12 protein-coding genes are annotated in these 13,253 nt (G+C 33.7%); 5 read left to right on the top strand and 7 right to left on the bottom strand.

Annotated features, from left to right (window positions below):
* Positions 1 to 10 precede the first annotated feature (10 nt).
* From NU08_RS13310 to NU08_RS13300, 3 genes are read right to left on the bottom strand one after another with little or no spacing between them, the layout of a single operon-like run.
* Positions 11 to 913 carry an HlyD family secretion protein gene (locus tag NU08_RS13310; protein WP_129747686.1) on the bottom strand — a complete coding sequence of 301 codons (903 nt, stop codon included), beginning with the start codon at positions 911 to 913 and terminating at the stop codon, positions 11 to 13.
* Between the two features lie 11 nt (positions 914 to 924).
* The gene (locus tag NU08_RS13305; protein WP_129747685.1) at positions 925 to 2,166 is read right to left on the bottom strand and encodes a TolC family protein; all 1,242 of its coding nucleotides are present in this window, start codon (positions 2,164 to 2,166) and stop codon (positions 925 to 927) included.
* 30 nt (positions 2,167 to 2,196) lie between these two features.
* Positions 2,197 to 2,823 carry a TetR/AcrR family transcriptional regulator gene (locus NU08_RS13300; protein WP_129747684.1) on the bottom strand — a complete coding sequence of 209 codons (627 nt, stop codon included), beginning with the start codon at positions 2,821 to 2,823 and terminating at the stop codon, positions 2,197 to 2,199.
* A 258-nt stretch (positions 2,824 to 3,081) separates the two neighbouring features.
* Between NU08_RS13300 and NU08_RS13295 the strand changes: the two genes are divergently transcribed.
* Positions 3,082 to 3,849, top strand: coding sequence for a DUF2490 domain-containing protein (locus tag NU08_RS13295; RefSeq protein WP_129747683.1), 768 nt, complete (start codon positions 3,082 to 3,084; stop codon positions 3,847 to 3,849).
* Positions 3,850 to 3,858: 9 nt separating this feature from the next.
* Here NU08_RS13295 and NU08_RS13290 read toward each other — a convergent pair whose 3' ends face one another.
* Positions 3,859 to 4,836 carry a YheT family hydrolase gene (locus tag NU08_RS13290; protein ID WP_129747682.1) on the bottom strand — a complete coding sequence of 326 codons (978 nt, stop codon included), beginning with the start codon at positions 4,834 to 4,836 and terminating at the stop codon, positions 3,859 to 3,861.
* A gap of 250 nt (positions 4,837 to 5,086) precedes the next feature.
* Between NU08_RS13290 and NU08_RS13285 the strand changes: the two genes are divergently transcribed.
* Positions 5,087 to 6,457 carry a sensor histidine kinase gene (locus NU08_RS13285; RefSeq protein ID WP_129747681.1) on the top strand — a complete coding sequence of 457 codons (1,371 nt, stop codon included), beginning with the start codon at positions 5,087 to 5,089 and terminating at the stop codon, positions 6,455 to 6,457.
* A 228-nt stretch (positions 6,458 to 6,685) separates the two neighbouring features.
* On the opposite strand, the gene NU08_RS13280 is transcribed toward NU08_RS13285, so the two are convergent.
* Together NU08_RS13280 and NU08_RS13275 are read right to left on the bottom strand one after the other, a co-directional pair.
* Positions 6,686 to 7,378: an SIMPL domain-containing protein gene (locus NU08_RS13280; RefSeq protein WP_129747680.1), complete on the bottom strand. Its 693-nt coding sequence runs from the start codon at positions 7,376 to 7,378 to the stop codon at positions 6,686 to 6,688.
* A gap of 51 nt (positions 7,379 to 7,429) precedes the next feature.
* Complete coding sequence (locus tag NU08_RS13275; RefSeq protein ID WP_066034135.1) at positions 7,430 to 8,068, bottom strand: rhomboid family intramembrane serine protease; 639 nt, start codon at positions 8,066 to 8,068, stop codon at positions 7,430 to 7,432.
* 112 nt (positions 8,069 to 8,180) lie between these two features.
* Here NU08_RS13275 and NU08_RS13270 point away from each other — a divergent pair, with 112 nt between their 5' ends.
* Positions 8,181 to 9,053 (top strand): lysophospholipid acyltransferase family protein, encoded by an 873-nt coding sequence (locus NU08_RS13270; RefSeq protein WP_129747679.1) that lies wholly within the window; start codon positions 8,181 to 8,183, stop codon positions 9,051 to 9,053.
* Positions 9,054 to 9,263: 210 nt separating this feature from the next.
* Positions 9,264 to 10,748, top strand: a complete 1,485-nt coding sequence (locus NU08_RS13265) for a glycosyl hydrolase (protein ID WP_129747678.1) — start codon at positions 9,264 to 9,266, stop codon at positions 10,746 to 10,748.
* A gap of 312 nt (positions 10,749 to 11,060) precedes the next feature.
* Here NU08_RS13265 and glmM read toward each other — a convergent pair whose 3' ends face one another.
* Positions 11,061 to 12,449, bottom strand: coding sequence for a phosphoglucosamine mutase (gene glmM / locus NU08_RS13260; RefSeq protein WP_129747677.1), 1,389 nt, complete (start codon positions 12,447 to 12,449; stop codon positions 11,061 to 11,063).
* A gap of 208 nt (positions 12,450 to 12,657) precedes the next feature.
* Here glmM and NU08_RS13255 point away from each other — a divergent pair, with 208 nt between their 5' ends.
* Positions 12,658 to 13,242: an ACP phosphodiesterase gene (locus tag NU08_RS13255; RefSeq protein WP_129747676.1), complete on the top strand. Its 585-nt coding sequence runs from the start codon at positions 12,658 to 12,660 to the stop codon at positions 13,240 to 13,242.
* Positions 13,243 to 13,253 lie beyond the last annotated feature (11 nt).

The following is a 13,253-nucleotide window of genomic DNA, read 5'->3' as shown; positions in this document are numbered from 1 at the left end:
AACTATTGTTTTATTTTGACCAAAGCACTTCTCCGTACATTCCAATTTTTAGATAACCATCATTTTTCACTCTTACTTTTATGGCGTAAACTAAATTAGCTCGTTCGTCTTTGGTCGGAATTGTTTTTGGCGAAAACTCAGATTTGTTTGAAATCCATGCAATTGTACCTTGATATTCTTTGTATTTCTTTTCTCCTTTATCAATTCGCACTTTAACTTGCTGTCCAATTTTAATTTGTGGCAATTGGGTTCCCGTAATATATGCTCTCAAGTCGAGTGTTTCCAAATTGGCAATTTTGTATAACGGTTTTCCAATTACAGCCATTTCATACTGCTCCGCATATTTTGCCAAAACGGTTCCTTTTATCGGATTTACAATTACGCTTTTGCTCAATTGATCTTCAATTCCTTTTAGCTGAACTCCAACCGTATTTCCTTGCTGAGTCAAATTTTCATTTGTAGTTTCGAGAGAACTTTTCTGCGCGTTTATTTGCGCTTGCAAAGCGGCTACTTTAGAGTTTATATCATCCAATTGCTTTTGAGAAGCTACTCCGCCTTTCACCAATTTTTCAGTTCTGTTACGGTCTAAAATGGCATTGTCAAGCTGTCTTTTTAAACTTTCAGTCTGAATTTGTATTTGTGGTCTTCCGCTTAAAATTGCTTTTTCATTCTGGCGCAATTGCATTTTATTTATAGCAAGCTGTGTACTGTCTATAAAACCCACTTTTTGTCCTGCTTCTAATTGCTGGCCTTCTTCTACATTCAATTGCAAAATCTGACCGTTTGCTTCTGCTGACAAAATGGTTTCAACAGCTTCAAAAGATCCCGAAGCATCAAAATCATTTTCTTTATTATTGCATGAAAACATGAATATTGCTGGAATAAAAAAATATAAAAGCTTTATCTTTTTCATAGTGTTTAGTATTAATTTCCTTTGATTGTTTGATACTCGTATTCTGCCATAAGCAATTGAATTTCGTGCAGAGCTTTTTCCGCTCGTGCATTTCCTTCTTTTTCTGTCGCATTCAATAAATCGATTAGCGGGCCAGCGCCAGTGTCGTATTTCAGCTGATATCCTTCGCGAATAGTCTGACGAAGTTTTACAATTTCATCATCATCTTTCAAAATGGCTTTCTGTCGTTCTATATCAGCCGTTTTTTGATTCATTTGAAATCTGGTATTAAATAAAAATGTCTCTTCCTGAACATCTATTTTTTTCAAATTCTGCTGAGTCAGATGTTTTTCGTTTGAATTTTTATATAATCCCTTTATATCCCATCCAACACTTACTCCAGCAACTCCAACGGTAGAAATTTTATTAGTTCCTAAATTAATTCCTGGTGCCAAAACTACGCCTGCGCCCAGTAAGCCAACTTTAGGCATAAGACTGACTTTTTGCATTTCGGATTGTGCATTTACCAAATTCCGCTGACTGGCAAAAAGCTGTTGTTCGGGACGTTTGATAATGGTGTCGAGACTAGAAGAATTGAAAGGTTTACCAAATTTTTCTTGACTGACGTTTTTGCCTATCAAATAAGAAAGCATCGTTTGGTAACCTGCTTTAGTATACTCAAAGTCTTTTTTCTGTCTGCTAAGATTCAGCTGTTCGGCTTTCATTTCGTCAACATCCGTTTTATAGGCCAAACCATTTTCATGAAGTTTTTTAACCTTATCAATATTATTGGCAATAATGGCATTTTGTATCTGAAGCTGTTTCAATTGCTCGTCAATAAGCAATACTCCAAAATAAAGCTGATTTACACGAGAACGTAAATCGTAAAGCGAGACTTCTACAGAAGCCTTATCTGCGTTTGAAGATGCTTCAATAATCTTTTTCTGCGTTTTGGTAGCGCCTCCATCCCAAATAGTCTGATTGACTTGCCCGAGACCAATAAATTTAAATTTGCTGTCGCTTCCTGAACTTCCCAAAGTTGGAAAATCTCCAAAAACGTATCCTTCAATTGCGGTTATGCTTATTTGAGGCAGATAAGCTTTATTGGCGTTACTCAAAGTATATTCTTTGCTTTTTTCAATAAGTTCATATTGTTTGATTAAAGGATAATTCTCAACAGCCAACTGATAACTTTGATCAATTGTCAAGATTTGTGCCTGTGCTGTTATAAAGGACAAGATTCCAATATATTTAAAGTATAATTTCCTTTTCATTACAGTATAAATTAAAACTTCTGGTTACTATTAGGCTTTAAACATCATATTAATCCATATCGGAATTTTTTTCTTACGCTCTTGCATTAGCGCATGAAACTGTTCTGTTTCCAAATTTCTGCTTCCCATAATAATGGGTTTGACTATAAATGGAAAAACGACCAATCCCAACAGATTCATCAAAAAATGCAACGGATTAGGTTCTGTTATTTCTTTATTTTGAACTGCTTCTTGAAATTGTTTAATAAAAACAGAATCATTTACGATTTCTTTAATCGGCAGTCTTTTTAAAAGTTCTTCTGGATTATTACGGATTTCAGTTAAAATAAAGGTTGGAATTTCTGGTTCTACGCTGATAAAATCAATATATCGCTCGGCAATAGTTATTACTTTTTGTTCCAAAGAAGTTTTCTCATCATCCAAAATCACTTTCATACTTCCTATAAAACCAGCAAAAGTTTCTGCCATTATGATCTCAAAAAGTTTAGCCTTGCTTCTAAAATAATAATTAAGCAAAGCAAGATTCAAACCTGCTTCCTCAGCAATATCTCTCGTTCGCGTTGCGGCAAAACCTTTTTTATAAAAAACAGTTTTAGCTGCTGTTTTTATCTTTTCTTCTGTAGAAGAATCTTTTTTCTCAGATGCTGAAGTACTCATATTAAATAATTTAAAGGCAAAGTTAAGTTTTTTGCAAATATCTTAAACAAGTTTTTTAATCAAATGATTAAAAAACTTGTTTAATTGTTTAAATATTCTCTTTAAAAAACATTTAAACACTTGATATAAAACAAATTAAAACTTAAATATACGATATAATTTCTCGTTAAAAAAGAATATCTTTACGCTAATAATTGATTCTTTATTACCGATTTTAAAGAAATTTACTTTTTTAATTAATTTCTATCGTGCTTTTTTATGAAGACTTATTTTATAGGAATCCTGATTTTCTTGCTTTATTTAAATGCATTTGGACAAACTCAAAAAAAAGAAATTAACCAGCAGCTTCAAACTTGGGTTTCTATAAACACGGTTACCAAATTTGCAGACCATTGGGGCGTGATTGGTGACTTTCATATTAGACGAAATGATTTTGTATCTGATCCCAGTTTTTACTTTATAAGAGGTGGAATCAGCTATATTCCAAATTCAAATATTTCCTTAAATCTAGGATATGCGCACATGTGGCTTGCTCCGTCAAATCCTGACTGGAGTACTTTTTCAGATGAAAATAGAATTTATCAGCAGGCCCAATTAAATACGAAATTTGGAAATGTAAGCATTTTGCAGCGCTTGCGAAATGAACAGCGCTGGCAGGAAAAAATCGTCAATGATAGATCCAGTGGCGATTGGCGTTTCACCAATAGAATTCGTTACCTGATGAGTTTTACTTTCCGGATTTCTGATAAAAAATCTTGGCCTCAAATGGTTCTTTCAGATGAAATTTTACTGCATTTTGGGGAAGAAGTTATCTATAATACTTTTGATCAAAACCGCTTTTTTATCGGAATCAGAAAAAATATTAATCCGAAATGGAGTTACGATTTTGGCTATATGAATGTCTATCAGCAAAAATATTCCGGATATCAATATGATATGAATCACACGATACGATTGTTTTTTTATCTGAATACCAGCATTAGAAAAAAATCGCCATCTGAAATTGAGAATTCTGGCGATGAATAAAATTTATTTCTAGACCAAAGTATTGTTAGACCTGAAAGATTCGAAAAACTCAAAAGCTCTTTTCTCAGCATATGAATATTCAGAATCACGTAGCGGAAAAGCACAATGTCCGCCATATTTAGGCGTTTCCAGATACACGTAGGCGCTGTCTTTGGCAATTGTTCTCGGGTAACATCTTTCGCCCAGAAATGGATCGTCTAGCGAATTAATAATTAAAACCGGAGTTGTAATGTTTTTCAGAGAAAACTCAGGAGAAACGCGTTCGTAATAATCATCGCGACTCGCAAATCCATGAAGCGGTGCCGTAAAATACTGATCGACTTCATCAAAAGTCGAGATATTATCAATTTGATCACTATTAATAAAATCAGGAAATTGAGCTGCTTTATATTTCAATTTCTTTTTAATATCAATGGTAAAATTCTTTAGATACACTCTATTAAAACCTTGCTTAAGCACTTTTGCACTAGTAGCAATATGAGTAGGAACCGAAATTGAAACTGCAGCTTTTATACGCTGATCAATTTTTGTCCAACCCAAATAATTAAGCAACTGAATGCCTCCCATCGAATATCCTATCAAATAGATATCTTCAATTCCTTTTTTCAAAGCAAACTGAACCACTTCATCAAGATCGTCAACTGCTCCATGATGGTACAATCTTGGAAGTCGGTTCATTTCTCCACCGCAAGTGCGATTGTTCCAAGCAAAAACCGAAAAACCTTTCTGCAGAAAATAGGCCGCACAGCTATTATTATATGTTCTGCGCGAATCGCCTTCTAAGCCATGGCATAAAATGACTGCTTTTTTTGAGTCGCTTAAAATATAATCGATGTTGATAAAATCTCCGTCATTCAATTCATGCTTTTCTCTTGTATATTGAGGCACTTCGAACTTTTTTATCAAGGCAGCATAAATGGTAGAAATATGCCTGTTGCGATGAATAATCGAAGGAGCATTATATTCTGATTGTTCAATTAGTGGCATAACAAGAAGTTTTGTGGTACTTTTTACAAAGCTAAGAAATCAATCAACATGTAATTTAATTCTTTCTTTTAATTTGTTTCCCTTTTTAATAATTTAACTATATGTAAATTTAAAAAAAACAGTAAAGATTCTAAAGAAAACTAATTGTTAAATATGCAAGAGCACAGCTCATGAACCGCCAACTCAGGTCTGAATGTTTACTTTATTTGTATATTTGTAAAATCGATTTCCAAAAAGCAAAACCCTTTTAATGTTTGAACTTTTACCAGTAGATCCAAAAACCATTTTTCTGCTTTATTTCTGGGGTAATTTTTTTACCTGCATCCTTATATTCAGTTTTTCTTTTTCGTACGCTACTAGCGATAATAGAAAAATATTAAAATGGTTCGGTTTAGGTAAATTAATACTGACTCTTGCTTGGATATTGGCTCTTTTACGAAATATTATTCCAGATTTTGCTTCTATAAATATTGCCAATTCGATGATTTTTGGCGCCTGCTGTTTCGAAACACTTGCCATGTTATCGCTCATTAAAGCTCGTGCAAAAAGACAGTTTCAAATTCAGATAGCCATTACAGCAATAGCGATATTGCTTTTTAATATTTCAACACTTTTTTATGCTTCAATGAATACTCGTGTTATCATTGGCGGCATTGGTGTTTTTACTATCTATTTATTGCCTACAATTATTTATTTCACAGAAAAAGAAAAAAGCTTTTTCAAGACTTTTTATGTTTTGTGCTATACAGGATTTGAAATTCTAATTGCAATACGAATAGTCCACAGATACTTGCATCCGCAAGATCTTATTATTTCTAACGATACTTTTGATAGCTTTTACAGCATCTGTTTGTTTCTTCTAACTTTAATCGGAATTGTTGGCTTTTTGCTTTTGGTAAAAGAAAGACAAGATCATAAAATCAAAAAGCTTTTGGATGACAAAAACCAGTTTTTCTCTATTATTTCACATGATTTAAGAGGACCTTTAGGATCATCGGTTTCCCTTTCTGAAATTTTGCTGGAAAATATAGAACAGTACAGCCGTGAAGAAATAAAAGAAATATCGGAACTGCTGCATGACTCAAATAAAAACATTTATAAGCTGCTCGAAAATCTTTTGGAATGGTCTAAAGTCCAAACGGGAATGATTACTTTTCATCCTAAAAATATATTGCTAAATGCTTTAATTGAGGAAAATATTGAACTAAGCAGAAATGTCGCTTTAAGTAAAAATATAGACATCACATTTGAATCGGCTTTTTTGCTTGAGGCAGAAGTTGATAAAAATATGATTAGCACCATTTTGCGCAATTTACTGAGCAATGCTATTAAATTTACAGGTAAAAATGGAGAAGTTAAACTAAAACTGATTAAAACCAATCAGAAAGCAGAAATCTCTATTACGGATAATGGAATTGGAGTTCCTGATTACATCAAAGAAAAGTTATTTAAAATTAACGGAAAAGTGCTTCAGAAAGGCACCGAAAACGAACTCGGAAGCGGACTCGGATTGCTGCTCTGCAAAGAGTTCGTAAACATTCATAAAGGAGAAATCTCGGTAGAAAGCGAACAAGGAAAAGGAAGTACGTTTAGGTTTACGCTTCCGCTAAAGACTGTTTAAATTCCAAAACTGAAATTCCAAATTCCAATTCTCATTTTATGTCTTCCTGAGCGGAGTCGAAGGACACATATCGATGAGCACACAATAATGATTTTGCACAAAATCCTTCGACTCCGCTCAGGACAACAAACTATACGTGAATCCTTAGGAAAAATCCAAAATAAAAAATCCAAATCCCAGTATAAATTGGAATTTGGATTTTAAAATATTTTGGAATTTTAGAAACGTTTAGTCTAACACAAAACTTACGCTAACATTTGCTGTAATTTCGATTTCGCCAATTGCTAGAGTTTCGTTTGAAGCTCCTCCCATTGCATCTGCTTCTTTCATTCTCATAGCAGCATACATTGGCTGTGGACGGTAAACTTGAGAGTTATCAGAGATTGTAAACGCTTTACCCACTTTTTGTCCTAAAACAGAAACGTATTCTTCAGCTTTTACTTTAGCATCTTTCATCGCTAATTTTCTTGCTTCAGACTCGTACTGCGCTAATTTAGATGATTCAAAAGAAACTCTGTCAATTCTATTGATTCCTTGCTGAACCAATCCTTCCATTAATTCATCATACTTAGACAAATCTTTTACTACGATTTCTACAGTTTGTGTAGCGTTATAAGAAGTTTTCTTTTTCTCATAATCGTACTGCGGATTAAGAGCTACTTGTTTTGTTTTGAAATCTGCTGTGGGGATATTCATTTTTTTGATGAATTTTAAAACAGCATCCATCTTTTCATCATTTTGTTTTTTAACATCCTTAGCATTATTCCCTTTTGTTTCAACAGAAGCTGAAATACAAACCTGATCAGGTGCTACTTTTACTTTTCCTTCTCCATTAACATTAATTAGAGGTATTTGTTTGATTTCTTGGCCGTAAGACATAGTCATAAACATGATTGTTAAAAATAATACTAGTTTTTTCATTTTTGTTAAATTTTAATGTTTGACAAGAGCATTCCAAAAGTTGTGCCAAGCTTACAGTTTTCCCAATTTTGCCATTCCAAAAAGTATCAAAATCGGAATTGCAAGCAGAATTACCATCAACGTATGGTCTGTAAATAATGATGGCATTTTTATCAAAGTAATTAAATAACCGCCTATAGCACCTCCAAAGTGTGCTGTATGCCCAATATTGTCATTTTTGGCCTTCATTCCATAAATTGAGTACAATAAGTACAAAATTCCGAAAAGATAAGCCGGCATCGGAATGACATAAAATATTCCGAGCATCATGTCAGGCTGCAGCAATATGGCCGAATATAAAACTCCAGTTACGGCGCCAGAGGCTCCAACAGCTCTATAACTATAATCATTTTTATGAAAGAGCATGGTAAGAAGGCTTCCGAAAATTAAACTTCCAAAATACACCAAGATGAAAGAAAAATTACCAAGCCAACCTAAAACTACAGGTGCAAAAAAATACAAAGTCAGCATATTAAAAATCAAATGCATCATATCAACATGCAGAAAACCAGAAGACAGCATTCTGATTTGCTCTCCTGAACGAATGCTTCCTACATGAAATTCGTATTTTCTAAAAAAATAAAGATCGTTAAAACCTTTGTAACTAATAACAACGTTCGCAACGATAATCGCTATTAAAATAATATTCATAAATAATAATTATTGTGAATTGTAAATATAATCATTCTTAAAGATAAGTTAGCAAGAAAGCAAAATATCAATCGCTAATCATTTTTAATTTATCTTTGTAAAAAAAAATTACATGCAATTTCTTGTTTATATTTTAGCCTACCCGTTACTTTGGCTTATCTCTATACTTCCCTTTCCTGTATTTTACCTATTCTCAGATTTTGTATATTTTTTAGTGTACAGAGTTATCGGGTATCGTAAAAAAGTAGTGCGCGAAAATCTAGCGCTTACTTTGCCTCATTTGAGCAATGCAGAAAGAAAAGTTGTAGAAAAGAAATTCTACAAACATATGTGTGACCTGTTTTTAGAAATGGTAAAAACCATGAGCATGTCTCCAGAGGAAATGGAAAGAAGATTTCATGTAACCAATATAGATCTTGTTCGCGATTATGCTAAAAAGGGAAAAAGCGTGATTTTGGTAGCTTCACATTATGCAAGTTACGAGTGGCTTTTAACGATAAATCCTAAACTTGGATTTCAAGGAGTTGCTGTTTACAAAAGGCTAGCTAATCCTTATTTTGACAAATTAATTCGAAAAATCCGTTCTAAATACAATACCGAGATGATCGAAACCCGAAAAGCAATTCCAACAATGGCAAAGAACCAACGTGAGGGTATTTTAAGTCTGTATGGTTTAGCAAGCGACCAATCGCCAAAGATGGAAAGGATTTTTCATTCGATGAAATTTATGGGAGTTGAAGTTCCTGTGCATACAGGCGCCGAAACATTAGCAAAAAAATATGATTTAGCAGTTCTATTTGTAGAGGTTAAAAAAGTTAGAAGAGGCTATTATGAGGCTACATTTATTCCGCTTGCTGATAATCCGAAAGAAGTAGAAAACTTTAAAATTACTGAAATGTATCTTAAAGAAGTAGAAAAACAAATTCTAGAAGCTCCCGAGTTTTATTTATGGACGCACAAAAGATGGAAACACCGTATAGAATAATATTTCGAAAATAATTTAACCGAAAATCCGAAAAAACAGATGCTGCTTTTCGGACTTTTTTCTTTTAAAACCGAGTAATACTACATAAATGGGCTTTGTATATCAGATTTGATGTGTTTTTGTAATGATTTTTTTGAATGGATAAAAAAAGGAAACAATTTAAATTTGGCTCTTCTCTAATTATCTAAAAGAACCTAAAATCATTAACCCATGATCCAAAAACTATTTTTTTCATTTTTCGTATCGGTGCTCTTTTTTTCTGTCTTCGCCCAAAGTCCGAAACGAGGAATTGCTTACGGATACCACTCCCAAGCCGATATGCAGGTTTTAAAACCAGGCCTTTCTTGGTGGTACAACTGGTCCCCAGAACCTGATGCCGATTTGCGAGCTACTTATGAATCTCTCGGCGTTGAGTTTGTTCCAATGGCATGGGGAAAAGTCAACGATAATGACGTACAAACTTTCATAAATAAAATAAAACCTGGAGCCAAATATCTTCTGGCGTTTAATGAACCTAATTTTACCGACGGCGCAAGATTAACACCACAAGAAGCAGTAAATGCATGGGCAAATATTGAAAAAATCGCTGCTGCAAAAAATCTAGAAATTGTAAGCGCCTCACCAGCTTATAATGGCCCCAATAATTACGGAGGAATTTCTGACCCTGTTGTTTGGCACAATCAGTTTTTTCAATTATGCCCGAACTGTAAAGTTGATTATATCGCTTTTCATACTTATGATGCCACTGCTGGATCTGTGATTGGAGTAACAGGAATTTTAAAACAATTCAATCGCCCGCTTTGGATTACGGAGTTTGCCAATAGAGTTATACAGACCGCTGATGAAAAAACAGCTTTCATGAAACAAATTTTAACCAGCTATGAAAATGATCCAGATATTTTTCGTTATTCATGGTTTTCTGGAAGAGTAAATCCAACTTGGACTGATATGTTAGAAGGACAATTGTTAAGTGCTACAAGTGGTGTCTTAAGACCAATTGGAACTGAATATATCAATGTTCCTTATACAACAAAAAAAATGAATGTACCTGGACGTGTCATTGCCAATAAACATTACAGAAGAAAAGGAACTGGTTTACAAGCAACAACAGATTCTGGAACGGGGCAAAATGTTTGTTTCATCAATGAAGGAGACTGGAACGAATTTATGCTGAATGTTGCCAATGCTGGAACCTACAACTTAACTTTTAGAGTGGCATCTCCCGTATTGACAGGCAAATTTGACATTCTAGTAAATGACGTTGTGGTAAAAGCCGATGAAACATTTCCACCAACAGGTGACTGGCAGACTTTTGCTAATAAAACGGTAAATGATGTTTTTTTACCAAAAGGCGAGGTGTATTTAAAAATCAAATTCAAATCAAATGACTTCAATTTTAATTTCATCGATTTTGCTGTTGCCAATCTTGGCGTTAAAGATAATGAGCTAGAAAAAGAGAGCTTTACTATTTATCCAAATCCTGTAAAAACGCAAGCCACTTTGCATATTAAATCAAACACTACTGAACCTTTAACGATCAAAATAATTGATATGAAAGGAGATGTCTGTTTTTCTTCTGCAGATTATTTTACGAATCAAGATATTAAAATTGGAGACAAGCTTCCAAAAGGAGTTTACATTGTAAACGCTTCGTATGGAAATATTAAAAAATCGATTAAAATAATTAAGAACTAATTCATTCCGTTAGGAATAAATTAGTTTTTGAATAAACAAAAGAATCTTTAGAATTTCTAAACAGGTTTTTATGTAAAATTCATTCCGTTAGGAATGTCTCATCGGTAGATATCAGATTTTAAGTAAGAGTTACACGTTCCGTAGGAACGTCTGATTAATCGGAAATGCATTCAATTCGAAAAAAATCACGTGTCCCTACAGGACACAAATATAAACAACGCCATTTTTTTTCTACCAATGAGACATTCCTAACGGAATGTTTTTTAAATAAAAAAAGCTCCGAAGAGCTTTTTTATTTTAAAAACTGAAATCTTAAATTCCAGCAATTACTTTAATCTCATCAATAATTCGAAGTGCCAATTGATCTGCAGCTGCTTGAGAAGGTGCCTCAGTATAAATACGAATAATTGGTTCTGTATTTGATTTTCTTAAATGAACCCATTCTGTAGCAAAATCAATTTTCACACCGTCAATTGTCGAAATATCTTCGTTTTTGTATTTCTCAGTCATTTGAGTTAAAATCGCATCAACATCAATTTGTGGCGTCAATTCAATTTTGTTTTTGCTCATGTAGTATTCTGGATAAGAAGCTCTCAAAGCAGAAACCGACATTTTTTTGTTTGCCAAATGCGTCAGGAACAAAGCAACTCCAACCAAACTGTCTCTTCCGTAGTGCAATTCAGGATAGATAATTCCTCCGTTTCCTTCACCACCGATGATAGCATTGTTTTTCTTCATCAACTCTACCACGTTCACCTCACCTACAGCACTTGCTTCATAGCTTCCGCCGTGCGCTTTGGTAACATCTCTTAAAGCACGAGAAGATGACATGTTAGAAACTGTATTTCCTGGAGTTTTGCTTAAAACATAATCTGCAACAGCAACCAAAGTATATTCTTCTCCAAACATTTCACCGTCTTCACTGATAAAAGCCAAACGATCTACATCTGGATCTACGACGATACCAAAATCTGCTTTTTCTTTTACAACAAGCTCAGAAATATCAGTTAAATGCTCTTTTAAAGGCTCTGGATTATGCGGGAAATGTCCGTTTGGCTCACAGTACAATTCAACCACTTCCACTCCCATTAATTTTAGAAGCTTCGGAATAATAATTCCTCCTGATGAATTTACACCATCAACAACAACCTTGAATTTAGCTTCTTTTACTACTTCGATATCTACCAATGGCAAGTTTAAAACTTCATCGATATGAATATCCATATAAGCATCATTTGAAATAACTTCGCCTAAACTATCCACATCCGAAAAATCAAAAGCTTCGGCTTCAGCAATTTCAAGAATTTTTGCTCCGTCTGCACCGCTTAAAAATTCACCTTTAGCATTTAATAATTTTAAAGCATTCCATTGTTTTGGATTATGAGAAGCTGTTAAAATAATTCCACCGTCAGCTTTTTCCAAAGGAACAGCCACTTCAACAGTTGGCGTTGTAGAAAGTCCAAGATCGATAACATCGATACCTAAACCAATTAAAGTATTCACAACTAAATTATGAATCATTGGTCCCGAGATTCTTGCATCACGGCCAATTACAACTGTCAATTTATCTTTAGAAATATTGTTTTTTAAGAAAGTTCCGTAAGCCGACGCAAATTTTACTGCATCAACAGGAGTTAAATTGTCTCCTACTTTTCCTCCGATCGTTCCGCGGATTCCAGAAATAGATTTTATTAGAGTCATTTTTGTGAGTTAGGGTTATTTTTTTACAAATATAAAAAAGTTACCGAGTTACTAAGGTGCTAAGTTTCTAAGATTTTAATTTTAACCTATTAGGAAACTACTTGTATCTCGTTATTTTTATAACAAAATGATTTAAAAAAGTTTTTATACATTTACTAAAATAACTCAGAATCTTAAAAAACTTCGATTCTTAGAAACTTATAAAAAAATGAATTTCTTAGCCCATATATATCTTTCTGGAGACAATGATTTAATTAAAATCGGGAATTTTATGGCAGACGGAATTCGCGGAAAACAATTTGAGCATTTTCCTGAAGATGTTCAAAAAGGAATTTTACTGCATCGATTCATAGATACCTATACCGATTCTCACGATATTTTTAGAACCAGCACCAAACGCCTGCATGACCGATACCATCATTATGCTGGTGTAATTGTAGATATTGTTTATGATCATTTTCTAGCCAAAAACTGGGAAAAATATTCGGATGAAAAATTAGAACTTTTTGTGAAACGATTTTACCATTCTTTACATGATAATTATGACATTTTAACCGAAAAAACTCAAGGTTTAATGCCTTACATGATTGAAAGAAACTGGCTTTTGAGTTATCGTACAACCGAAGGAATCCAACATATATTAACCCAAATGGATAGAAGATCCAAAAATGTTTCTCAAATGCAGTTTGCTGTAGAAGAACTTACGGAATTTTATGATGAATTTGAAGAAGAATTTACATTGTTTTTTGAAGAAATGAGAGCACAAGCCAAAGAAAAACTGCTTTCTCTTTAAGCCAATTTAAT

This window comes from Flavobacterium anhuiense (genome assembly GCF_004151235.1).
Classification (GTDB): Bacteria; Bacteroidota; Bacteroidia; order Flavobacteriales; family Flavobacteriaceae; genus Flavobacterium; species Flavobacterium anhuiense_A.
The sequence above is the reverse complement of the archived record's forward strand: the minus strand, read 5'-3'. Positions and strand labels throughout refer to the sequence as shown.

What these genes read in the sequence shown, in the direction of transcription:
- NU08_RS13310 (WP_129747686.1), bottom strand. Translation starts at nt 913, where the DNA reads ATGAAAAAGATAAAGCTTTTATATTTTTTTATTCCAGCAATATTCATG.
- NU08_RS13305 (WP_129747685.1), bottom strand. Translation starts at nt 2,166, where the DNA reads ATGAAAAGGAAATTATACTTTAAATATATTGGAATCTTGTCCTTTATA.
- NU08_RS13300 (WP_129747684.1), bottom strand. Translation starts at nt 2,823, where the DNA reads ATGAGTACTTCAGCATCTGAGAAAAAAGATTCTTCTACAGAAGAAAAG.
- NU08_RS13295 (WP_129747683.1), top strand. Translation starts at nt 3,082, where the DNA reads ATGAAGACTTATTTTATAGGAATCCTGATTTTCTTGCTTTATTTAAAT.
- NU08_RS13290 (WP_129747682.1), bottom strand. Translation starts at nt 4,836, where the DNA reads ATGCCACTAATTGAACAATCAGAATATAATGCTCCTTCGATTATTCAT.
- NU08_RS13285 (WP_129747681.1), top strand. Translation starts at nt 5,087, where the DNA reads ATGTTTGAACTTTTACCAGTAGATCCAAAAACCATTTTTCTGCTTTAT.
- NU08_RS13280 (WP_129747680.1), bottom strand. Translation starts at nt 7,378, where the DNA reads ATGAAAAAACTAGTATTATTTTTAACAATCATGTTTATGACTATGTCT.
- NU08_RS13275 (WP_066034135.1), bottom strand. Translation starts at nt 8,068, where the DNA reads ATGAATATTATTTTAATAGCGATTATCGTTGCGAACGTTGTTATTAGT.
- NU08_RS13270 (WP_129747679.1), top strand. Translation starts at nt 8,181, where the DNA reads ATGCAATTTCTTGTTTATATTTTAGCCTACCCGTTACTTTGGCTTATC.
- NU08_RS13265 (WP_129747678.1), top strand. Translation starts at nt 9,264, where the DNA reads ATGATCCAAAAACTATTTTTTTCATTTTTCGTATCGGTGCTCTTTTTT.
- glmM (WP_129747677.1), bottom strand. Translation starts at nt 12,449, where the DNA reads ATGACTCTAATAAAATCTATTTCTGGAATCCGCGGAACGATCGGAGGA.
- NU08_RS13255 (WP_129747676.1), top strand. Translation starts at nt 12,658, where the DNA reads ATGAATTTCTTAGCCCATATATATCTTTCTGGAGACAATGATTTAATT.